This window comes from Kitasatospora sp. NPDC089913 (assembly GCF_044748625.1).
Classification (GTDB): domain Bacteria; phylum Actinomycetota; class Actinomycetes; order Streptomycetales; family Streptomycetaceae; genus Kitasatospora.
The window spans coordinates 290,444-310,150 of sequence record NZ_JBIVGI010000007.1 but is presented as its reverse complement, the minus strand read 5'-3'; the positions used below and the strand labels follow the sequence as shown (position 1 = coordinate 310,150).

Here is a 19,707-nt window from a genome sequence, read left to right as displayed (position 1 = left end):
GGGCCGCGTGCCGGACGTACCGCGGTCGCCCGATACCCTTTGGTTCCATGACCGAGGTTTCCCGTCCCGTCCGCGTCCGTTTCGCCCCGAGCCCCACCGGCATGTTCCACGTCGGCGGTGCCCGCTCGGCGCTGTACAACTGGGCGACGGCACGACAGCAGGGCGGTGTCTTCGTCCTGCGGATCGAGGACACCGACGCCGCCCGCAACAAGCCCGAGTGGACCGACGGCATCATCAGTGCCCTCGCCGCGATCGGCATCCACGAGGGCGACGCCGCCTTCGAGGGCCCGTACTTCCAGTCCGCCAACGCCGGCACCCACCGCGCCGCCGCCGAGAAGCTGTACGCGGCCGGCCGCGCCTACTACTGCGACTGCACCCGCGAGCAGACCGCCGAGCGCACCGGCTCCGCCCAGACCGGCTACGACGGCTTCTGCCGCGAGCGGGGCCTGGAGTACGCCGAGGGCCGGGCCCTGCGCTTCCGCACCCCGGACGAGGGCGCCACCGTGGTGGTGGACCTCATCCGCGGCGAGCCGGCCTTCCCGAACTCGGCGATCGAGGACTTCGTGATCGCCCGCGGCGACGGCAGCCCGGTGTTCCTGCTCGCCAACGTGGTCGACGACCTGGAGCAGGGCGTCACGGAGGTCATCCGCGGCGAGGAGCACCTGTCCAACACCCCGAAGCAGCAGCTGCTGTGGGAGGCCCTCGGCGCCACCCCGCCGGTCTGGGCGCACCTTCCGGTGATCGTCAACGAGAAGCGGCAGAAGCTGTCCAAGCGCCGCGACAAGGTGGCGCTGGAGGACTACCTCGCCGAGGGCTACCTGCCCGAGGCGATGGTCAACTACCTGATGCTGCTGGGCTGGGGCCCCAAGGACGACGTCGAGATCCGCCCGTACGCGGAGCTGGAGCAGCTGTTCAGCATCTCCGAGGTCAACGCGGGCTCGGCGTTCTTCGACGTGGCGAAGCTGCGCTCGTTCAACGGCGAGTACATCCGCGCCCTGACGGTGGACGCGTTCATCGCCGCCTGCGCGCCGTTCCTGGCCGCCGACCGCGCGCCGTGGGCCGCCGAGGACTTCGATCCGGTCGCGTTCGCCGAGCTGGCCCCGCTGGCGCAGTCCCGGATCGCGGTGCTGGGCGAGATCGTCGAGCAGGTCGACTTCCTGTTCCTGCCGCAGCCGGTGGAGCACGAGCAGTCCTGGGCGAAGGCCATGAAGGACAAGGACGGCGCGCTGGCCCTGCTGCGCACCGCCCGCGAGAAGCTCACCGCCCTCGGTGAGTGGAAGGCCGAGCCGCTGAAGGCCGAGCTGGAGGCCGTCGCGGCCGAGCACGGGCTGAAGCTGGGCAAGGCGCAGGCGCCGATCCGGGTCGCGGTCACCGGCCGCACCGTGGGCCTGCCGCTGTTCGAGTCGATCGAGGTGCTGGGCCGCGAGCGGACCCTCGCCCGTCTGGACGCGGCGGCGGAGCGCCTGGCCGCAGCCTGACGCGAGCGCTGTTCCGAGGGCCGTACCCCGCACGGGCGGGGTACGGCCCTCGGGCGTTCCCGGGGGTGGTCGTGCGCCGGATTGACCCATGATTCTGTCGTCGGAATGCACCCCTCCGCCGGTCGATCGGGCTCATAGAGTGATCATCACAAGGCGACGGCAGGGGAGCCGGAGCCGCCCGAGACGGGGAGCACCACCATGAACGCCAACCCGACCAAGCCGATCCTGACCCGCGCCGCCACCGCCGAGACCACCAGCGACCCCAGTAGCGTGATGACCCTGCTCGCCGACCACGGCACCGACGGCAGCCCGGTCACCAGCTACCGGTCCACCTTCGCCAAGGGCGCGGTCGGCGCCCCGGCCCACTTCCACACCCGGGCCTCCGAGCTGTTCTTCGTCATCGGCGGCCAGCTCCAGGTCCTGCTGGACGAGAAGGTCGAGACCCTGGAGAGCGGCGACTTCCTGCTCGTCCCGCCGCACACCCCGCACGCCTTCGCCGCCGCGCCCGGCTCCGAGGCCGACGTGCTGTTCGTCTTCACCCCGGGCATGCCGCGCTTCGACTACCTGCGCCTGCTCGGCCGGGTGATGCGGGGCGAGGCGAGCCCGCAGGAGATCAAGGACTCGTCCGAGCTGTACGACAACCACTACGTCGACAGCCCGCTGTGGCGCGCCACCCTGGAGGCGGCGGCCGGGAAGTGACGCTCACACCGTCACGAGCCTCGGCGACCGGCCGAAGACGAGATCGGTGGACCCGGGCGCGGGGGTGACCAGCACCCAGACGAACTTGCCGATCCCGCCAGCGCGGGGGCACCAGCCCCAGCGCTCGGCGAGTTCGTCGACGAGGAGGAGGCCGCGTCCGCACTCCTCCTCGGGGTCGACGGCGGCGCGCAGAACGGGGCGCCCGGTACCGGCGTCGTGCACCTCCAGCCGGAGGCGGTCGCCGGGGACGACGGCGAACCGGACCTCGATCAGGCGGTCCGGCGGGGCGTCGCAGTGCCGGACGGCGTTGGTGACGAGTTCGCCGAGCAGCAACTCCGCGACGTCGGAATAGCGTTCACCACGCGGGAGTCCGGCGAGGTAGGCGCGGAGGAAAGAGCGGGCGAGGGGGGCGGAGTCGGCCCGGGAGGGGAACCGGGCGGCGAACTCGCGGGGCCGGCGGGGGATGCGGAGACAGGGCATGGCGAAGCCTTCGGGTGAGAGGGGGGAGTGGAACAGGCTCGCGAGTGGGGCGCGATATTCACGCTGTGCAAGCGAATAACTGCGTTCCGGTGTCAATCATCGCCGCTCCCTGGGTACGGTGACTGCCGATTCGTGGTGTACGAGGCCAAGGCACAAGAGGGGGACCGAGGTGGCACATCGGAAGGTGAGCGCCGCACCCACAGCGAGTCCGGCGGAACTCTTCGGGGAGGCAGTGCGGTTCGCTCGGGAACGGGCGGGGCTGACGCAGGAGGCGCTGGCGAAGCTTCTTCACTGTGACCGGACCGTGGTCACGCGTATCGAGGGTGGCCGCCGGACGATGCACCTCGACACGGTGATCGCCTGTGACGACATCCTCGGGACAGGAGGGCTGCTGCGAACGCTCTGGGAGCGGGTGGATTGGCAAGCCGATATCGAGCATCCCGACTGGTTCCACAAGTACGTCGAACTGGAGGAGGAAGCCGAGGCTGTCCGTGTGCTCCAGTACTGCCGACTCAATGGCCTGTTGCAGTGCGCGGACTATGCCCATGCGATCTTCAGTCTCGGAGATGCCCGCAACAACCCGCGAATGGTGGCCGAGCGGGTCGCCACCCGGTTGAGTCGGCAGCGCCGGTTCCTGGCCGCCGGTGGGCCGACACTGCTGGTGACCCTCCACGAGAGCGCCATCCGCACCGTCGTCGGTGGACCGGGTGTGATGAGGCGACAGATGGAGCACCTCCTCGCCGTCGGCGAGCGGTACAACATCTTCATCCAGGTGGCGCCGTTCGCGCGCCCGGTGACGAAGATGCCCGCCACCTCCCTGTCCCTGCTCCTGCTGCCGGACGGGAGGGAGTGGGTCTACTCAGAGAGCCTGTACCGCGGGCACATGAGTGACGCCCCGGCTGTGGTGGCCGAGGCTCGGCGGGACTTCGACCTCGTGCGGGGAGATGTACTCTCGGTCGGTGAATCCAGTGCCCTGATCGCCGATGCGATGGAGGAGTACCGCTATGAGGAACGTCAATCTCGAGACTGTCGGCTGGCGCAAGAGCAGCTACAGCGGGGACGACGGGGGCGAGTGCGTCGAGGTGGCCCTCACGTCCCCTACCCCCGCCCTCGTCCCGGTGCGTGACTCCAAGGACCCCTCCGGTCCGGTCCTCCTCTTCCCCGCCGCAGCCTGGGACTCCTTCGTCTCCGCCCTCCGGGACGGTTCCCTCCCGGTTGGTTAAGACCACCCCCGGGGATGGGCTACTATTTACCCATCACCCAGTTGCGCGGGTGGCGGAATAGGCAGACGCGCTGGATTCAGGTTCCAGTGCCCGAAAGGGCGTGGGGGTTCAACTCCCCCCTCGCGCACACAGAGAACGGCCGGTCGGACCCTCGGGTCCGACCGGCCGTTCTGTTTCCACCCCCGGCCCGGCCTACTCGCCCGGGCCGGGTCGAGCGCACCCGACCCACACTGCTGCTTGTGGTGAAGCCCCTTCCGCCGAAGCCCTCATGTTCACCGAGTCGACCGCGCACCTCGACCGGTCCAGCCCTGGGCCCATGTACACCCCGAGGTGGCGACGAACACGACCGCCGCCAACACCTCCCGGTCCCCGTAACGGCGCCGACCACCACCCTGCGGCCGAATCGGCACCTCCGGCACCACCAACCGGAACAGCTCCCACAACTCGTCCGGGACGAGACGCTCCACGATCGTCACGGAAACAGCCCGTTCAGCTACCCGAACAGGTTGCCTCCCCGCTGCTTCCTGCGATGAGCAGGCGATAGCCGTAGTCCACGGACTCCCGCTCCAGCAGGTCCGCGTGGCGTCGCCGCCAGGCCCCGGAGGCGAGGTCGGCGCGCAGTCGTCCGATCGCCGGTTCGACCACGGACGGCGGGAGTTGGGCGAACGTCGAACTGGCCTGCCGGATCGCGGCATCGAGGTAGCACTCCGGCCGCCGCCAGTAGGCGATCTGGAAGCCGTCGGTGAAGTCCTGCGGAATCTCGAAGGGCAGCACGGTGTGCGCGCCCAGCGCCTCCACCACGGTGGACAGGGGCGTGAAACGGGCCTGTTCGAGGCGGCGGATCTCGGGCAGGTACTCCTCGACCAGCCACAGCCCGGGCCGGTGCCCGGGATCCCAGGTGAAGACGACCTGCCGGCGCGCGACGCGCCGCAGCTCGCCCAGGCCGCGGCGCAGGTCGGGCCAGTGGTGCACCGTCATCACCGCCATCGCAGCGTCGAACGCGCCGTCCTCGAAGGGAAGTTCCTCCGCACCGGCCAGGACCTTGCGCCGTCCGGGATGCTGTTCCAGCATCACCCGCGAGGGGTCCACCGCGGTGACCTCGGCGTCGGACGGCTCGTAGGATCCGGCGCCCGCACCGACGTTGACGACCGTACGCGCTCCGGCCAGCGCCCGGTGGATCAGATCGGCCAGGCGCGGGTCAGGGCGGCGGACAGCCCGGTAGCCGACACCGATGCGGTCGTACACCGCCGTCGCCGGGGTCCCCCCGGCAGCAGAAGCAGAAGTCATGAGCCGGAGTCCACCACCACGGTCCCCGGCCGGGCGAGAGATTTAGTATGGGCCGAATGTTGCTGCTCCGGCTCGATGTGGAAGCCCTGGCCTCGGTCCGGTTCGCCTGCTCCCCCCTGCAGGAGACCGTCCAGAGCCTGCGGGCCTGGCGCAGCCCCACCCGCTACGCCGTGCACCAGCCGCTACTGCGGCAGGCGGCACCCCGCCTCCGGCACCTCGACTGGCCACTGCTGCAGGCACTGGTCGGCCCGACCCGGCTGACCCCCGACTTCCTCACCCCCCACCCGCCCCGGCCGAACACCGACATCGACGACGAGTTCGCCGCCCTGCGCTCGACGCCGGCGCGGCGCGTGACACACGAACTGCTCCAGGCCGCCGACGGCCACCCCCTGAACCCGCTGCTGTCCGACGCCCAGGCAGACCCGCTCGGCCTGCTGGAACGCATCGCCCAGGCCCTGCACACCTACTGGCTCCTGGTGATCGCACCGCACTGGCCACGCATGCACGCCGTGCTGCGCGCCGATGTCCTCCACCGCGCGCGCCGCCTCACCGACGGCGGCGCGGCCGCCCTGTTCGCCGACATCGACCCGGGCCTCACCTGGCAGCCGGACCCCGGCACCCTGGCCGTCGACGCCTTCCCCGCCGAGCACCACGACCTGGTCGTCGACGGACACGGCGTGACGTTCACACCCTCCCTGTTCTGCGACCACGCCGTCACCGTCGTCGACCTCGGCCTGCCGCCCCGGATCTGGTACCCGGCCCGCGGCCTCGCCACTGCCTGGCACAGCACCTCGACCGCACCGCCGGCAGCACTCGCCGACCTGCTCGGCCGCACCCGCGCCCGGATCCTCAGCCACCTCGCAGAACCGGTGGGCACGACCGAGCTGGCCCACCGGCTGAACGTCAGCCCCGGAACGGTCAGCCAGCACCTCGGCGTCCTGCACCGCGCCGGACTGGTCACCCGCGCCCGCCACGGGCACCTCGTCCTCTACCTGCGCAGCCCACTCGGCGACCAGCTCCACACCTGAACGCGCCCTCTCGCATTGCGGAGAGGCAACGACGTGACGACGGCACGCCCGGGCCCGCCCCAACCGTGTTCCGGCTCGGACCGGTGTGGCGATCGGACAGTGCGCGCTCCCCGAATCGCCGCCGGCTACCGCTCGACGGACCCGTCGGAAGCATCCGCCATCGCCTGCCGGAACAACTCCCGACCGTCGCCCAGCACCAGACCTGTGACTTTCTGCACGGCCGGACAGGACTCAACGGCCCAATTGAGATGACCTCCAAGGATCATGGTCGGATCCGGGGATCCGACCGGCCGTTCTGGTTGTGTCTCGTGGTGCCGGCGCAGGTTGGGGCCGGTCGGGGTCAGATCCAGGTGTAGTTCTCGTCCGTGATCGGCGCCAGCTCGAACCTGTTCACCGGGGCGGTGGGGCTGTCGAGCTCGGCGATCTGCTTGCCGATCGGCGGGAAGAGCGGGAGGGCGTCGACCTTGCGGTAGTCGTGCCACTCGACGGTGCCGACCTCGTGGCTGCCGTCGGGCAGCTCGTCGAGCTCCTGGGTGGCGAGTTGTGCGCGGACCTCGGGGGTGACGTGGAGCCGGTAGATCAGGTGGAACTTGCGTGGCGGCGGGGTCGGGCCGGGCCGGCTGATCCGGGCGTCCACCATCCAGATCAGCTCCGGCTCGGTGGACGCCGGGTCTCGTTCGAGGCCGAGTTCCTCTTCGAGCTCGCGCAGGACGGCCTCGCGGTAGTCCTCGCCGTCCTCCACGTTGCCGCCGATGGTGGTGTAGTGCACGGAGTCGGCCCGGTCCCGTCGCAGCAGCGCGACGTCGTCGCCGCAGAAGACCAGGCCGGTGACGCGGACCTTGATCCTGCTGAACGGCGCGGGTGTCGTTGCTCCGGTGGTGCTCATGGGTCGGTTCTCCTTGGTGGGGACGGTGGTGTGCCGGCGGTCTTCCGTCGGCGCCCATGGCTCACGGGTCGATCCTCCGGGCGTAGACGCCATCGTCGAGCGGCCGGAAGTCGTGTCGCTCCCAGGCGAGTCGGAGCTTCTCCGCCGCTTCCTCGTCCGGCCGCCGCACCTCCGGGTCGTCGGACTCGTAGGAGCACGGTTCGTCCGGTCCGTGGTCGTGGATCGGTGCCGGGTAGCACACGGCCACCGTACCGGGGACGGCCAGGCGTCGTAGTGCGGTGACGGTCAGGCGCATCCCGACTCCTGTGCCGCGCCAGGCTTCCGAGACCTGGACGGACTCCAGCAGCAGCAACAGCACGGGACTCAGTGCGGACACGGCCGGGGCGAGGCTGCCGTCCTCGGCGAAGACCACGCGGGGGATGCGGTCGAGCAGGCCGGGGTCGTCCTCCAGGGCGGCGCGGGGGTTCGGGGTGACACCCGGGACGACACGGGTGATCTCGGCGGTGCCGATCGTCTCGCCGGGGACGTAGAACTTCGCGGTCCACCGCTCTGCCCGCCCGGTCCACGTCTCGTCCGCGAACTGCCGCATGGCATAGGAGATGTGGAGGCGATCGGGGTCCATGCGGTTCCCTCCGGACGGTGGGCTCCCGCCGGTGCGGCGGGAGCCCACCACCGTGTCGGTCGACTACTTCGGGTCCGGGGCGGGCAGTTCCGGCGCCGGCTTGCCCGCGTGCTTCGGCGGCGGCTTCTCGTTGCCCTTGTGCTTCATCGTGATGGTGCTCATGGAACTGGCCTCCTACTCGTCGTGGGCGGTGTCGGTGCTGCCGCCGTCCGGCGGCATCGGGCCCGGGCCCGGGGGCCTGTGGGGGCCGGGAGTCGTCATGCCGGTGACTCCTCGCACTGGGGTGGAGCCGAATGCCGGTCGGTGCCGGGGCGTTCGGCGTTACTGAAAAACAACACTAAATGTGCCGGATGCTGCGACCCAGAGCTATTCGCGTTCCCGCATGAACTCGTCGGCCCGATCGAGCAGGAATGATTTTGCTTCGGTTCCGGTAAGTGCGTGCCCCAGTAGGAGTTCGAACAGCTCGAGGTGGTATCCGATGTCCTGCGGCGTACGCAGGGCGACTTCCCCGGAAAACAGTTCGATCGTCACAAGCCTGTCGTCGTAGACGACGAAGATGTTCATGGGAGTGACCGGAACTCGGACCGTTTGCGGAATGATCGCGATTTCCACATTCGGCTTCTCGGAGATCCGGGCCATGTGGGCGGCCTGCGCGGCCATCGCCGGAAGCGGCGCACGGCGCCACCTGACAGCCTGTTCGGTCATCAGGAAGACGAACCGGCGTCCCGGGTCGTCCAGGACGGCCTGACGGGCCATGCGTGCCTCGACCACCCTGGGTACGTCCCGCGCCGGCTCGCTCCGCACGCCGGGCCGGAGCGTTGCGGCGGCGTACTCGGGCACATGCAGCAGCCCGCTGGGGACGGCGGGAAGGAAGTGCCGCATGAGGGTCGACGACTGTTCGAGGGCCCTCAGCTCGGCCTGTTTTTGATGAAGCCCGAGGCGGGCATGCGTACGCCAAGCCGTGTAGTCCACATTCGCCGCGCGAGCGAGCTCCAGCAGCTCGCGGGCGAATTCCTCCGGAACGTCCAGCGCGGCGAGAATCCGTTCGACATCAATGACGCTCGGAAGGGTGCTCCCGGTCTCTATCCGACTGATCTTCGCTTGGCTCATGTGGCAGCGGACGGCCAGCCGACTGCCGGACAGGCCGGACGCCGAACGGAGGCTCCGAAGTGCCTCCGCCAGGTCCTTCCGTCGATCTCCTTGATGTTCAGGTTCGAGCACTGTTCCACTCTGCAAACGGGACGGATTCGGACATCGCCAGGTCGCGCCAGCGCAGGTACTTCGAGATGTCCGGGTTCTCGACCAGCGTCCGGTTGATCTGTGTCCCGTCCGGCCGGTAGTTCATGTCGACGACCACCGACTCGTCGAACAGCCAGAAGTCCTGGACCGGCAGGTCGAGATCCCCGGTCGTCAGGTCCACGATCCGGTAGTCCTCACCGGCGGCGACGTTGCCGGGGATGCACCAGTCGAACAGGTAGCGGCTGTAGTCGGTGAGCGGCAGGCGGACCAGCTTGGCGCGGGTCATCGTCCGGCCCGCTGCGCGGTGGCCCCGGATGCACTCGTGCCACTCCGAGTTGAAGCCTTCGGGCATCGGGTCGCCGGCGAGGAAGCCGGCGAGCGTCTCGGCCTCGAGGGGCATGGTGTAGATCTGATGCACCTCGAGCCGGAAGGCGGACCGCTCGAAGTCCCGGAAGTAGCGCTGCCACTCCTCACCGTCCAAGAGCACGGACGGCCTCCCGGAGCAGGCTTTCGGGAATGGTCACGATGGCCTCGCCGTCGGGGGTGGTGCGGTCGGTCGTGTAGCCCTGGACCGCCAGCATCCCCGGCAGGTTCGTGGCGAAGATCGTCGGGCAGTCGCCGTTGCCGCACTTGTCGTCCTCGCCGGACGGCCCGCACGGCCCACCGGCGATCATCGTCAGTTCCAGTTCGTTTCCCACTGGCCTCCCCTTGCCTCCGTAGCCGTGATCAGTACGCTACGGACTGTCCACGGATCGTCACAAGGGCAGCGGTCTTCTACTCTCGTTCTCGCATAATCTCCGGCCGATCGCCCCTCACGGCATGGTGAGGGGCGATCGCGCCGGTCAGCCCAGGAAGTCGACGCGGTCGATCAGGCCGTTGCGCACGCGGTAGGCCACCAGGACGCGGACCGGCGTGTCGGCCAGGCCGTGGGCGATCTCCTGGTCGACCACCCAGTCGCCCTCGGTGAGCCGCCCAACGATCTCGGCCCGGCACCGGCCTGCGGCGAACTGCCCGGCGTACCGGTCCCGCAGGGCCTGCCTGCCCTGCAGCAGGCTGCCGTCGGCCCGGCGGACCGTGACGTCCTCGGCGTAGGTGGCGGCGAAGGCGTCGATGTCGTGGCTGTTGTAGGCGGCGAGCTGCCGCTCGACCACGTCGCGCGGTTCGGTCATGTGCTTGATCGTTCCTTCTTCGGCGTACGGGTTCAGGCCGCCAGGCGGCGAGCGGCGAGTTCGGCGTAGAGCGCGGCCCCGTCGGGGAGCACCGCGTCGTCGAACTCCGCGTGGGGCGAGTGGTTGGACGGCTGGCTGTCGGGGTCGCTGCCCTTCGGGGCGGCGCCCAGCCAGGCGAACGAGCCCGGGACCGCTTCGAGCACCCGGGAGAAGTCCTCCGAGCCGGGGATCGGGTTCGGCAGGCTCCGGAAGCGCTCCTCGCCGAAGACCTCCCGGACGGTGTCCGCCAGGAAGTCGGTCTCGGTCCCGTCGGTCACGGTCACCGGGTACTCGGGGAGGTACTCGATCTCCGCGCGCAGGCCGTGGGCGGCCGCGATGGCCCGGACCAGCTCCACCGAGGCGTCGGCGACCTTGGCCTGTGCCTCGGCGGAGAAGGTGCGCACGGTCGCCTCGAAGCGGGCGGTGTCGGGGATGATGTTGCGCCGGGTGCCGGCCTCGAGGACCCCGACGGTGATCACCACCGGGTCGAACACGTCGAAGCGGCGGGTCACCATGGTCTGCAGGGCGGTGACGATCTCGCAGGCCGCCGGTACGGGGTCCTTGGCCCGGTGCGGCACCGCGCCGTGGCCGCCCGCACCGTGGAGGGTGACGTGCAGCGCGGCGGACGCGGCGAGGATCGGTCCGCGCCGGGAGCTGAACTCCTTGTGCGGCATGGTCGACGACACGTGCAGGGCGTACGCGGCGACCGGTCGCCGGCCCGCCGCGTCCAGCACTCCCTCGGCGAGCATGGCGCCGGCGCCGTCCCAACCCTCCTCGCCGGGCTGGAACATGAAGACCACGTCGCCGTGGAGCTCCTCCCGCCGCGCGGCCAGCAACTGCGCGGCGCCGGCGAGCATGGTGGTGTGCAGATCGTGGCCGCAGGCGTGCATCGCGCCGTTCTCGGCCGCGAACGGCACCGGGGTCTTCTCCACGACCGGCAGGCCGTCCATGTCGCCGCGCAGCAGCACGGCCGGTCCCGGCCGGCCGCCCCGCAGCACCGCGGTGACCGAACTCAGGCCGGTGCCGAGGCCGACCTCCAGCGGCAGCCCGTCCAGGGCCCGCAGCACCCGCTCCTGGGTGCGCGGGAGGTCGAGGCCCACCTCGGGGAAGCGGTGCAGGTCCTGGCGGAGCCGGACCAGGTCGGGGGCCAGCGCGAGGGCGTCGTCGAGCAGGGACACAGGTACCTCCATCGGACCCGCGGGCGGCGGGATTTGTACGGAGCGGTCTCGTACCGGGATTCTGGGTGCCGCGGCGGGAGTCTCCCGCGATTTCGCAGGATCACGCCATGAAGGGGCCCTCCAATGAACGAATCGTCCGGAAGTCGACGGTGACCGGCAGAGAGGCGACCGGCACGGACGTGACCGGCAGAGAGATGACCGGCGCGGACGTGACCGGCACAAAGGTGACGGTCGACGAGCTGGACCTCGCCCTGGTGAACGCGCTGCAGCTGCGGCCCCGGGCGCCCTGGTCGCTGCTCGGCCAGACCCTCGGGATCAGCCCGGTCACCGCGGCCCGCCGCTGGCGGCGGCTCGCGGAGGCCGGGATCGCCTGGGTGACCGCCTACGGCCTGCCGCACCCCGAGGACCCCGGGTGCGTCGCCCACCTCGACCTGGACTGCGCCCCCGACCGGATCGGGCGGATCGCCGGCGAACTGGCCGAGGACGCGCACGTGCTGAGCGTCGAGCACTTCTCCCAGGGCTGCGACCTCGCGCTCACCGCGGCCTTCACCGACCTGGCGGCGCTCTCCCGGTACACCGCCGAACGGCTCGGCCGGATCCCCGGGGTCGACGCCGTCCGCGTCCACCTGACCACCGGCTACTACGCCGAGGGGGTCCGCTGGCGCCTGGACTCGCTGGACCCGGCCCAGCGCGTGGAGCTGCACGACGACCAACCGGCGGGCGCCGGGAAGCCGTTCGCCGCGCGAGCGGAAGTCCGTGCAGAGGACCGGGAGCTGCTCATCAGGCTGGGCGTCGACGGCCGCCTCGACCAGGCCGGGCTGGCCGCCGCCACCGGGCTGAGCCCGTCCACGCTGCGCCGCCGCCTCGACCGGCTGGCCGGCTCCGACGCGATCCGCTTCCGCTGCGAGATCGCGGCCCGCGACGCCGGCCGGCCGGTCCTGGCGACCTTCCGGGCCGACCTCCCCCCGGACCGGCTCGACGAGGTCGGCCCCCAGCTCGCCAGGCTCCCCGAGGTCCGGCTGTGCGTGTCCGTCACGGGCGCGCACAACCTCCTGCTCTCGGTCTGGCAGCGCTCCCTCGCCGACGTCCAGCGGCTGGAGGCCGCGCTCGCCCGCAGGTTCCCCGACCTGCGGGTGGCCGAGCGCCGCGTGGCGCTGCGCACGGTGAAGCGGATGGGCCGGATCCTCGGCGCGGACGGCCGCGCCGTCCGCGCCGTTCCGATGGACATCTGGCGGGACCCGGTCCAGGCGGCTCCCTGACGGCGGGGTGCCGGACGGCGGCGGTCACGAGGTCCGACCGGAGGGGTTCAGCAGACGGCGGGCACCGTGACCGTGGCGATGGCCGGCGGCCGGCCCGACCCGGTGGTGGTGAAGACGGCGGTGATGCCGGTGCCGCACGGGACGGTGCTCGCCACCGGGCCGACCGTGATTCCGCCGGGCGGCACGACGGCGCCGAGGTTCTCGCGCTCCAGGCTCCTGCCGCCGGTGGTGCGGAGTTCCAGCTCGAACGAGGCGAACTGTGCGGGCCCGCCGGCCGACGACGCCTGGCCGGTGGCGGACGCAAGGCGGCCGTCGATCGTCAGGCAGACCTGGGCCCCGACGGCGTAGCCGCAGGTGGTCGTGCCCGAGGGTCGGGCGGTGGCCTCGGCGGCCCCCGCGATGCCGAGCCCGGACAGCACGGCACCGGCCGCGAGGACGGCGACGAAACGCTTCATCGGAGTTCTCTCCTTCGAGGACAGGAGGAGCCGCGGCCCTCTTGTGGTATGTCACGCTTCACATGTCAGATGCTTTCCATGTGTGCGGGACTCCACCCCTGATCGGCCCGAACTCCCCGCAGGAGTACCGGATTCGACCCCTCGATGGCGCGAATCCGAGCTCTCGGTAGGCCGTCAGCGTTCGCGGAGGGCGTCGCGTACGGCGCGTTCCACCAAGGGGGCGGCGTTGGCGTGCTCCCCGGCGTTGGGGTGCAGGAGGGTGGCGCGTTTGCCGATGGCGGCGCAGTCGAACGGCAGGCCGCCGGGCACGGTGGCCGGCCAGAAGGGCGCGGCGTCGCCGCAGATGCCCTCGATCCACCGGGTGCCCTCGGGGGCGCACACGTCGTGGCCCACGCTGGAGGTGTAGCGGTCGACGTACCTGTCGCCGCGCTTCGCCGCCTCCGTCCGGATGATCGTGTTCATCGGCTTCAGCGCGTCCTCGCGCAGCCAGTCGATGTCGGCGTGGCCGATCGGGCCGAGCTGCGCGGGGCCGCCGCCGCAGGTGCTGCCCCGTTCCGGCAGGACGGCCGGGTAGCCGACCGTGATGACCCCGGCGTGCGGAGCGGCGCGGTGGATCGCGTCGAGCATCCGGCCGTACTCCTCGCGGATCCTGGCGAGTTTCGCGTCGAGGCCCTCCACGCCCTCCGGCGGATTCGCGTAGTACGCCGCGCAGGGGATGTGGGCGAGGGTGAGCTCCAGGCATTCGCCGAAGGGCAGGGCGATCGCGCCGACGCCGACGGTGACGACGTCGGTGCGGCCGTCGAGCCGGGCCCGTAGGAGCTGCGGATCCACCGGGGGCCACCCGGCGGGGTCGCCACCGGGGGGCTGCACCGGGCTGGTCGGCTGCTGCCGCTCGTCGGCGATGTCGCCGATGGCGGCGTTGTCGCAGCTGACGTCGGTCAGGTGCACGGGCCGGTCCGGCGGGCGGGCGGCGAGCGCCCGCCGGACGCGGTCGGGGTAGGAGCCGGTGGTCCGGTCGCACCCGTCCCGTGCGGTGCTGCCCAGTGCGGGCCGCGGGTCGCCGACGAAGAGGCCGGCGGTGTAGGAGTCGCCGAGCGCGGCCCACTCGTAGCGGTCACCGCCGCCCTCGGCCGCGACCGGGGGCAGCAGCAGGGTCGCCGCCAGCAGGGAGAGTCCCACCACTGCTGCTCGCGCGCGCGGACGGCTCGCGGGGTGTCGCACGGTTCCTCCATGGCGCGGGACGGGGCCGGGTCGGGGCGCGGCCCCGGACGGCAGGCGGTGCGCACGGGAACGACCCTTGTGCCGCAATGCCCATCCCCGCACAGCCGGGCCGATCCCGCTCTTCGGGGCCGCCCGGTCGGACGGCCCGGGAGGACCCCGGAAGGCCCCGGGGGTTCCGTGCTGTCAGGAGCCCGGGGCCGCCGCCTCAGCGGGCGCGGCGGGCCCGCTTGAGCTCCTCGTGCACGGCCCAGGCGTCGGCGACCGGGCCGAGGTGGGCGAGCTTGTCGGGGTTGGTCACCGAGCGGACGCTCCGGACCAGGCCGTCCAGCACGTCGAGGACCAGGACGGTCAGCACCCGGCCGTCGTGGTCGCGGAAGACGGCGCCGGGCTCGCCGTTGACCTCGTGGACCTCGAAGGTGACGTCGATCCGCGCCATCAGCGGGACGATCGCGGCGAGCAGGCGGGCGACGTCGGCCGCGCCGGCGACGGCCCGGGCGAGCTGCGGGGTCTTGCCGCCGCCGTCGCCGACCATCGACACGTCGGCGGCCAGGAGGTCCTGGAGGCCGGCCATGTCGCCCTCCCGCAGGGCGTCGAAGAAGCGCGCCGCCAGCTCGTCCCGTTCCTTGCGCTCGGCCTCGAAGCGGGGGCGGCCGTCCCGCATGTGCTTGCGCGCCCGCACCACCAGCTGCCGGCAGGCCGGCTCGGAGCGGCCGACCGCCGAGGCGACTTCGTCGAAGCCGAAGCCGAACACCTCCCGCAGCACGAACACCGCCCGTTCCAGCGGGCTGAGCCGCTCCAGCAGCAGCAGTGCCGCCATCGACACCGAGTCGGCCAGCTCGGCCGCCCTGGCCGGGTCCTCGTACGGGTCGGTGAGCAGCGGCTCGGGGAACCACGGGCCGACGTACGCCTCGCGCCGGACCCGGGCGAGGCGCAGGACGTCGATCGAGATCCGGGTGACCGTGGTGGAGAGGAAGGCCTTGACCGAGTCCGGCCGGGTCGGTGAGGCGTCGAAGCGCAGCCACGCCTCCTGCACCGCGTCCTCGGCCTCGCCGACGCCGCCGAGGATCCGGTAGGCGATCGAGAACAGCAGCGGCCGCAGCGCCTCGAACTCCTCGACCTTGTTCACGCCGGTTTCCTCCCCTCGAACGGACGGTTGTCGAAACGATCATGCCGGTGGCCCGCCCGGCCCGCCCGGCCCGGGTTCGCCGCCCCGGCGCCCGGCGGGCCCGGGGCGGTCAGTGGAACTGCCCGGCCACGTAGTCGCCGGCCGGCTGCTGGGTGATGATGTTCGCCCGGTTGGCGAGGTTCATGAACGAGATCAGCATCACCAGGGCCGCCAACTGCTCCTCGTCGTAGTGCTGGGCGGCCTTCGCCCACACCTCGTCGGGGACCCCGCCGGCCCCGTCCGCGACCCGGGTGCCCTCCTCGGCGAGGGCCAGGGCGGCGCGTTCGGCCTCGGTGTAGACCTTGGCCTCCCGCCAGGCCGCGACCAGGTTCAGCCGCACCGCGCTCTCGCCGGCGGCCGCCGCGTCCTTGGTGTGCATGTCGATGCAGAAGGCGCAGCCGTTGATCTGGCTCACCCGCAGCGCCACCAGTTCCTGGGTGGCGGCGGGCAGCGGCATGGCCTTGATCTCCTTGCCCAGCCCCATCAGGACCTTGATGGCCTTGGCGCCGGTCGGGTTGCCGAAGAAGTTCAGTCGCGCGTCCATGGGGGTGCTCCTCGGTGGTGGTCGGTGCTCCGCTCGGGTGCTTCACCCTCAAGACGGGACGGCCCGGCTCGCTGTGACACGGTCCGGAGTGACGCGCGTCACTCCGTCGATCCCGCCCCGTTTTGCAAAACCTTTGCGAAGTCCGTTGACAGGTATAGACCTTGGCGTGTTGAGTCGTCGCCGCCCAGTACCGGGCGCACCCTGCGGACTCCCTGCGCCGTCCACCGTTCCCACGATCGTGCGGCCCACCGCACTAGGGGTGATCTCGTCCATGCGTGACCGACTCTCCACCCGCCTGACCTTCGGCGCCGCCACCGCGGCCGTCCTGGCGCTGCTGGCCCCGCTCGCCCCGGCGGCCGCGGCCGCCGACCTCGACGGGGCGGCGGACTCCGCGCGCCACGGCGGGGCCGCCTACAAGCGGGTCGGGTACTTCATCCAGTGGGGCATCTACGCCCGCAACTTCCACGTCAAGGACCTGGAGACCAGCGGCACGGCCGGAAAGCTCAGCCACATCAACTACGCCTTCGGCAACGTCGGTCCGGCCGGCACCTGCCAGATCGGCGGCCCGGGCTCCGACGGGTGGGCCGACTACGTCCGGCCGGTCGGCGCGGAGGAGGCCGTGAACGGCGTCGCCGACACCGACGGCCAGGCCCTGGCGGGCAACTTCAACCAGCTGCGCGAGCTCAAGGCCAAGCACCCCGACCTCAAGGTCATGATCTCGCTGGGCGGTTGGAGCGGTTCGGCGTACTTCTCGGACGCCGTCCGCACCGAGGCGGGCCGCAAGGCGCTGGTCTCCTCCTGCATCGACCTCTACCTGAAGGGCAACCTGCCCAAGGACGGTGTCCGGGGCGGCGCGGGCGCGGCCGCCGGGATCTTCGACGGCATCGACCTCGACTGGGAGTGGCCGGGCTCCGAGGGCAACCCCGGCAACGGGATCCGTCCGGAGGACAAGCAGAACTTCACCAAGCTGGTGCACGAGTTCCGCACCCAGGTGGACGCCTACGCCCGGACCCTGAAGGGCCGCAAGCACTTCGAGCTGAGCGCGTACGTGCCCACCGCGCCCGCCAAGATCGACGCGGGCTTCGAGGTCCGGAAGATCATGAAGGACTTCGACTTCGTGAACCTCCAGGGCTACGACTTCCACGTCTCCGGCGAGAAGACCACCGCCCAGCAGTCGGCGCTGTACGCGCGCGACGACTTCAGCCTGGACGGCACCGTGGACGCCTGGCTGCGGCGCGGCGCCCCGGCCCGCAAGCTGGTCACCGGCCTGCCCTTCTACGGTCAGGGCTGGACCGGCGTCACGGGCGGCGGCAACGGTCTCGGGCAGCCGGCCGCCGGGCCCGCCCCGGCGACCTGGACGGCCGGCACCGAGGACTACAAGGCGCTGAAGAAGCTCGCCGACTCCGGCACCTACAAGCTGTACCGGGGTCAGCGCAACGGCCACGCCTGGCTGTTCGACGGCACCACGCTGTGGACGTACGACGACGCCACCGTGCTGCGCACCAAGGCCGAGTACGTGCGCCGCGAGGGCCTCGGCGGCGCCATGATCTGGTCGCTGGACGGGGACACCCCGAACGGCGAGCTGATCACCGCGATCGACAAGGGCCTGAGCCGCCGGTAGTCGCGCCCCGGCGCACGCGGACGCGGGTCCGCCCCTCGGGAGGGACGGACCCGCGTCGTGCAGCCTGCGGCCGGTGGATCAGGCGTTGATGCAGGTGTTGCCGAACGCCGGGTTGAGCGCACCGACCAGGTTGATCGAGTTGCCGCAGATGTTGATCGGGATGTGGACCGGGATCTGGATCTGGTTGCCGGACAGCACGCCCGGGGAGCCGAAGGCCAGGCCGTTGGCGGAGGCGTCGGCAGAAGCGGTGCCGGCGCCGGCCAGCAGGGCGGCCACGGCCAGGACGCCGGCGGCGAGGGCGGTGCGAGTGCGCATGTCTCTCCTTGGTGGATGAGTTGGCAGATCAGAGCACCAATCACACCGGTGGAGGGCCGCGATCCCCCCGGATTGGTCGGAACGCGGGCGTGTCCCGGGTGTTCGGCCGGACGGGTCCCGTCGCCCGGCCGGACGACGGCGGCGTCCCCCGATCCGGAGCCGTCGGATCGGGGGACGCCGCCGTGGCCCGGTGCTTCGGGTCGGGGTGGCACCGGGTCGGCCCTCCCGGTGCGGGGAGGGCGGCCCGTGGCACGGTCAGCGCGCGGTCTGCCGGTCGAACTGCTGGATCAGACCCTCGGCGATCTGGGTGGTCAGGTTGCCCCGGGTGAGGTCGAACAGGTGGCTGGTCCAGGGGAGTTCGACGCTCCGGTGCGGCACGCCGGCGTCGGCCAGGGCCCGGTCCAGCAGGCGCAGCTGGGACGGGGCGATCAGCCGGTCGTCGGCGCCGTGCACGCTGAGCGTGGCGGGCAGTCCGGGGCGGACGTGGTGCAGCGGCGAGGAGGCGTTCCAGGCTTCCGGGCGCTGCTCCTTCGTGCCGCCCATGAACTCGCGGGTGACCTGCCGGACGATGTTCGGGGCGGTCGAGTGCGCGGAGACGTCGTCGAGGTCGGTGGTGCCGTAGAAGTTGATCACTCGGCGCACCGAGGTGTCGGCGTGCGGGTTGGTCGGCGGGAACATCGGGTCGCCGTCGGTGTACCCGGCCATCATCGCGAGGTGTCCGCCGGCGGACTCGCCGAACAGGGTGATGTCGGAGGGGTCGACGCCGAAGCGGGCGGCGTTGTCGCGGACGTAGCCGACGGCGGCCTTCACGTCGCCCGGACCGGTCTGCCAGTCGGCGTGCGGCAGCAGGCGGTAGTCGATGGTGAAGGCGGCGTAGCCGCGCTCGGCGAACCACTTGCTCCACGGGTAGCCGTCCGAGCGCTCGCCGATCTTCCAGCCGCCGCCGTGGACGTAGATCACCGCGGGGCGGGTGCCGCCAGGGTTGCGGGCCGGGCCCTGGCCGGGGATGTGCTCGAGCTTCAGCTCGGTGGAGCCGGCGGTGCCGTAGGTGAGCGTCTCGGCACCCTTCGGGCGGCCGTTGTCCTGGACCAGGCCGTGGGTGAGGAAGCGTCCGATCGAGACGTCCACGTGCTGCCGGTCGGCCTCCCGCATCAGGGCCACGGCGGGGACCGCCGTCATGACCGCCATCAGGACGGCGCTCGCACCGGCGATCAGCGTCGCCGCCCGGGCCCGGCGGCGTCGGGCGACCACGGCGAGGACGGCGCAGACGAGGACGGCGATCAGGGTGCCCTCGTGCAGGGCGTCGGCGGCCAGGGTGGCCAGGGCGGTGGCGCTGGTCGGGACGGGCACCGTCATCAGGACGGTCACCAGCACGGCGAGCGCTCCGACGACCGAGGCCAGGACGGTGATCACCCGGTTGCGCCTGCGGCGCTTGCCGGTGGTGGGAGCGGTGGGAGCGGTGGGCGTCCCGGGTGTCCCGGGTGTCCCGGGCGGTGCGGGCGGTGCGGGTGTCCCGGGCGTGTCCGCTGCGGCGGTGCTGTCGGTTCCGACAGTCGCCGCGCCGTCCTCGTCGTGGGCGCGGCTCGGGCTGGGGCTGGTCATCCTCGGGGCTCCTGGTGCTGCGAATGGCGGGGCAGCACGGGGGATGCGGAGAATCCGGACGCGGGGTCGGACGCGGTCGAAGCCGCTCGCCGCCGGGGTGAAGCCGCAGTCGGGCTGCCGTTGAGCTGCCTCCACGATGCCGCTCGGCGTGCCCGTCCCACCATGGAAGCCGGGACAGTGCTCGAACGCCGGGAATT

General features: G+C 71.7%; 22 protein-coding genes, 1 tRNA gene and 1 pseudogene. 8 read left to right on the top strand and 16 right to left on the bottom strand.

Annotation, left to right across the window (positions count from 1 at the left end; genetic code table 11):
- Positions 1-101: 101 nt before the first annotated feature.
- Positions 102-1,478 (top strand): glutamate--tRNA ligase, encoded by a 1,377-nt coding sequence (gltX, locus tag ACIPYS_RS14555; RefSeq protein WP_231978749.1) that lies wholly within the window; start codon positions 102-104, stop codon positions 1,476-1,478.
- A gap of 198 nt (positions 1,479-1,676) precedes the next feature.
- On the top strand, positions 1,677-2,177 hold the full coding sequence (locus ACIPYS_RS14550) for a cupin domain-containing protein (RefSeq protein WP_400746182.1): 501 nt from the start codon (positions 1,677-1,679) through the stop codon (positions 2,175-2,177).
- A gap of 3 nt (positions 2,178-2,180) precedes the next feature.
- On the opposite strand, the gene ACIPYS_RS14545 is transcribed toward ACIPYS_RS14550, so the two are convergent.
- Positions 2,181-2,657, bottom strand: coding sequence for an ATP-binding protein (locus tag ACIPYS_RS14545; RefSeq protein WP_400746180.1), 477 nt, complete (start codon positions 2,655-2,657; stop codon positions 2,181-2,183).
- A 184-nt stretch (positions 2,658-2,841) separates the two neighbouring features.
- Here ACIPYS_RS14545 and ACIPYS_RS14540 point away from each other — a divergent pair, with 184 nt between their 5' ends.
- The 3 genes from ACIPYS_RS14540 (at position 2,842) to ACIPYS_RS14530 (ending at position 4,007) form a co-directional block, all read left to right on the top strand.
- On the top strand, positions 2,842-3,783 hold the full coding sequence (locus tag ACIPYS_RS14540; protein WP_400746179.1) for a Scr1 family TA system antitoxin-like transcriptional regulator: 942 nt from the start codon (positions 2,842-2,844) through the stop codon (positions 3,781-3,783).
- A complete protein-coding gene (locus ACIPYS_RS14535; RefSeq protein WP_400746177.1) occupies positions 3,740-3,880 on the top strand; it encodes a DUF397 domain-containing protein in 141 nt (46 codons plus the stop codon). Before ACIPYS_RS14540 ends, ACIPYS_RS14535 begins: the two co-directional genes overlap by 44 nt.
- Positions 3,881-3,923: 43 nt before the next feature.
- Positions 3,924-4,007: transfer RNA gene (locus ACIPYS_RS14530), tRNA-Leu, on the top strand.
- Between the two features lie 181 nt (positions 4,008-4,188).
- On the opposite strand, the pseudogene ACIPYS_RS14525 reads toward ACIPYS_RS14530, so the two are convergent.
- Together ACIPYS_RS14525 and ACIPYS_RS14520 are read right to left on the bottom strand one after the other, a co-directional pair.
- Positions 4,189-4,356: pseudogene (locus tag ACIPYS_RS14525) on the bottom strand (transposase); the annotation flags it as partial.
- A 13-nt stretch (positions 4,357-4,369) separates the two neighbouring features.
- Positions 4,370-5,167: a class I SAM-dependent methyltransferase gene (locus tag ACIPYS_RS14520; protein WP_400746176.1), complete on the bottom strand. Its 798-nt coding sequence runs from the start codon at positions 5,165-5,167 to the stop codon at positions 4,370-4,372.
- A 56-nt stretch (positions 5,168-5,223) separates the two neighbouring features.
- Here ACIPYS_RS14520 and ACIPYS_RS14515 point away from each other — a divergent pair, with 56 nt between their 5' ends.
- Positions 5,224-6,195, top strand: coding sequence for a DUF5937 family protein (locus ACIPYS_RS14515; RefSeq protein WP_400746174.1), 972 nt, complete (start codon positions 5,224-5,226; stop codon positions 6,193-6,195).
- A 340-nt stretch (positions 6,196-6,535) separates the two neighbouring features.
- Here the strand turns inward: ACIPYS_RS14515 and ACIPYS_RS14510 are convergent, their stop codons facing one another.
- The 7 genes from ACIPYS_RS14510 to ACIPYS_RS14480 form a co-directional block, all read right to left on the bottom strand.
- Positions 6,536-7,081 carry an NUDIX domain-containing protein gene (locus ACIPYS_RS14510; RefSeq protein WP_400746173.1) on the bottom strand — a complete coding sequence of 182 codons (546 nt, stop codon included), beginning with the start codon at positions 7,079-7,081 and terminating at the stop codon, positions 6,536-6,538.
- Positions 7,082-7,142: 61 nt separating this feature from the next.
- Entirely contained in the window at positions 7,143-7,703 is a 561-nt protein-coding gene (locus ACIPYS_RS14505) for a hypothetical protein (protein ID WP_400746172.1), read from the bottom strand.
- Between the two features lie 366 nt (positions 7,704-8,069).
- Positions 8,070-8,924: a Scr1 family TA system antitoxin-like transcriptional regulator gene (locus ACIPYS_RS14500; RefSeq protein ID WP_400746170.1), complete on the bottom strand. Its 855-nt coding sequence runs from the start codon at positions 8,922-8,924 to the stop codon at positions 8,070-8,072.
- Positions 8,911-9,429 (bottom strand): DUF6879 family protein, encoded by a 519-nt coding sequence (locus tag ACIPYS_RS14495; protein ID WP_400746168.1) that lies wholly within the window; start codon positions 9,427-9,429, stop codon positions 8,911-8,913. The genes ACIPYS_RS14500 and ACIPYS_RS14495 overlap by 14 nt, the downstream gene beginning before the upstream one ends.
- Positions 9,413-9,640 (bottom strand): hypothetical protein, encoded by a 228-nt coding sequence (locus ACIPYS_RS14490; RefSeq protein WP_400746166.1) that lies wholly within the window; start codon positions 9,638-9,640, stop codon positions 9,413-9,415. The genes ACIPYS_RS14495 and ACIPYS_RS14490 overlap by 17 nt, the downstream gene beginning before the upstream one ends.
- A 144-nt stretch (positions 9,641-9,784) precedes the next feature.
- Positions 9,785-10,111 (bottom strand): nuclear transport factor 2 family protein, encoded by a 327-nt coding sequence (locus ACIPYS_RS14485; protein ID WP_400746164.1) that lies wholly within the window; start codon positions 10,109-10,111, stop codon positions 9,785-9,787.
- A 32-nt stretch (positions 10,112-10,143) separates the two neighbouring features.
- On the bottom strand, positions 10,144-11,328 hold the full coding sequence (locus ACIPYS_RS14480) for a M20 family metallopeptidase (RefSeq protein WP_400746162.1): 1,185 nt from the start codon (positions 11,326-11,328) through the stop codon (positions 10,144-10,146).
- A 149-nt stretch (positions 11,329-11,477) separates the two neighbouring features.
- Here ACIPYS_RS14480 and ACIPYS_RS14475 point away from each other — a divergent pair, with 149 nt between their 5' ends.
- Positions 11,478-12,587 (top strand): Lrp/AsnC family transcriptional regulator, encoded by a 1,110-nt coding sequence (locus ACIPYS_RS14475; protein ID WP_400746160.1) that lies wholly within the window; start codon positions 11,478-11,480, stop codon positions 12,585-12,587.
- Between the two features lie 47 nt (positions 12,588-12,634).
- Here the strand turns inward: ACIPYS_RS14475 and ACIPYS_RS14470 are convergent, their stop codons facing one another.
- The 4 genes from ACIPYS_RS14470 to ACIPYS_RS14455 all read right to left on the bottom strand — a co-directional run bounded on the left by ACIPYS_RS14470 (position 12,635) and on the right by ACIPYS_RS14455 (position 15,972).
- The gene (locus ACIPYS_RS14470; RefSeq protein WP_400746158.1) at positions 12,635-13,042 is read right to left on the bottom strand and encodes a hypothetical protein; all 408 of its coding nucleotides are present in this window, start codon (positions 13,040-13,042) and stop codon (positions 12,635-12,637) included.
- A gap of 174 nt (positions 13,043-13,216) precedes the next feature.
- Positions 13,217-14,221 (bottom strand): SGNH/GDSL hydrolase family protein, encoded by a 1,005-nt coding sequence (locus ACIPYS_RS14465; RefSeq protein ID WP_400746156.1) that lies wholly within the window; start codon positions 14,219-14,221, stop codon positions 13,217-13,219.
- A 247-nt stretch (positions 14,222-14,468) separates the two neighbouring features.
- The gene (locus ACIPYS_RS14460; RefSeq protein WP_400746154.1) at positions 14,469-15,389 is read right to left on the bottom strand and encodes an RNA polymerase sigma-70 factor; all 921 of its coding nucleotides are present in this window, start codon (positions 15,387-15,389) and stop codon (positions 14,469-14,471) included.
- 109 nt (positions 15,390-15,498) lie between these two features.
- Entirely contained in the window at positions 15,499-15,972 is a 474-nt protein-coding gene (locus ACIPYS_RS14455; protein ID WP_093860162.1) for a carboxymuconolactone decarboxylase family protein, read from the bottom strand.
- A 271-nt stretch (positions 15,973-16,243) separates the two neighbouring features.
- Here ACIPYS_RS14455 and ACIPYS_RS14450 point away from each other — a divergent pair, with 271 nt between their 5' ends.
- Entirely contained in the window at positions 16,244-17,593 is a 1,350-nt protein-coding gene (locus ACIPYS_RS14450; RefSeq protein ID WP_400746153.1) for a glycoside hydrolase family 18 protein, read from the top strand.
- Positions 17,594-17,671: 78 nt separating this feature from the next.
- On the opposite strand, the gene ACIPYS_RS14445 is transcribed toward ACIPYS_RS14450, so the two are convergent.
- Positions 17,672-17,908 carry a chaplin gene (locus tag ACIPYS_RS14445; protein WP_093860160.1) on the bottom strand — a complete coding sequence of 79 codons (237 nt, stop codon included), beginning with the start codon at positions 17,906-17,908 and terminating at the stop codon, positions 17,672-17,674.
- A 255-nt stretch (positions 17,909-18,163) separates the two neighbouring features.
- The gene (locus ACIPYS_RS14440; protein ID WP_400746151.1) at positions 18,164-19,510 is read right to left on the bottom strand and encodes an alpha/beta hydrolase fold domain-containing protein; all 1,347 of its coding nucleotides are present in this window, start codon (positions 19,508-19,510) and stop codon (positions 18,164-18,166) included.
- Between the last annotated feature and the right edge of the window lie 197 nt (positions 19,511-19,707).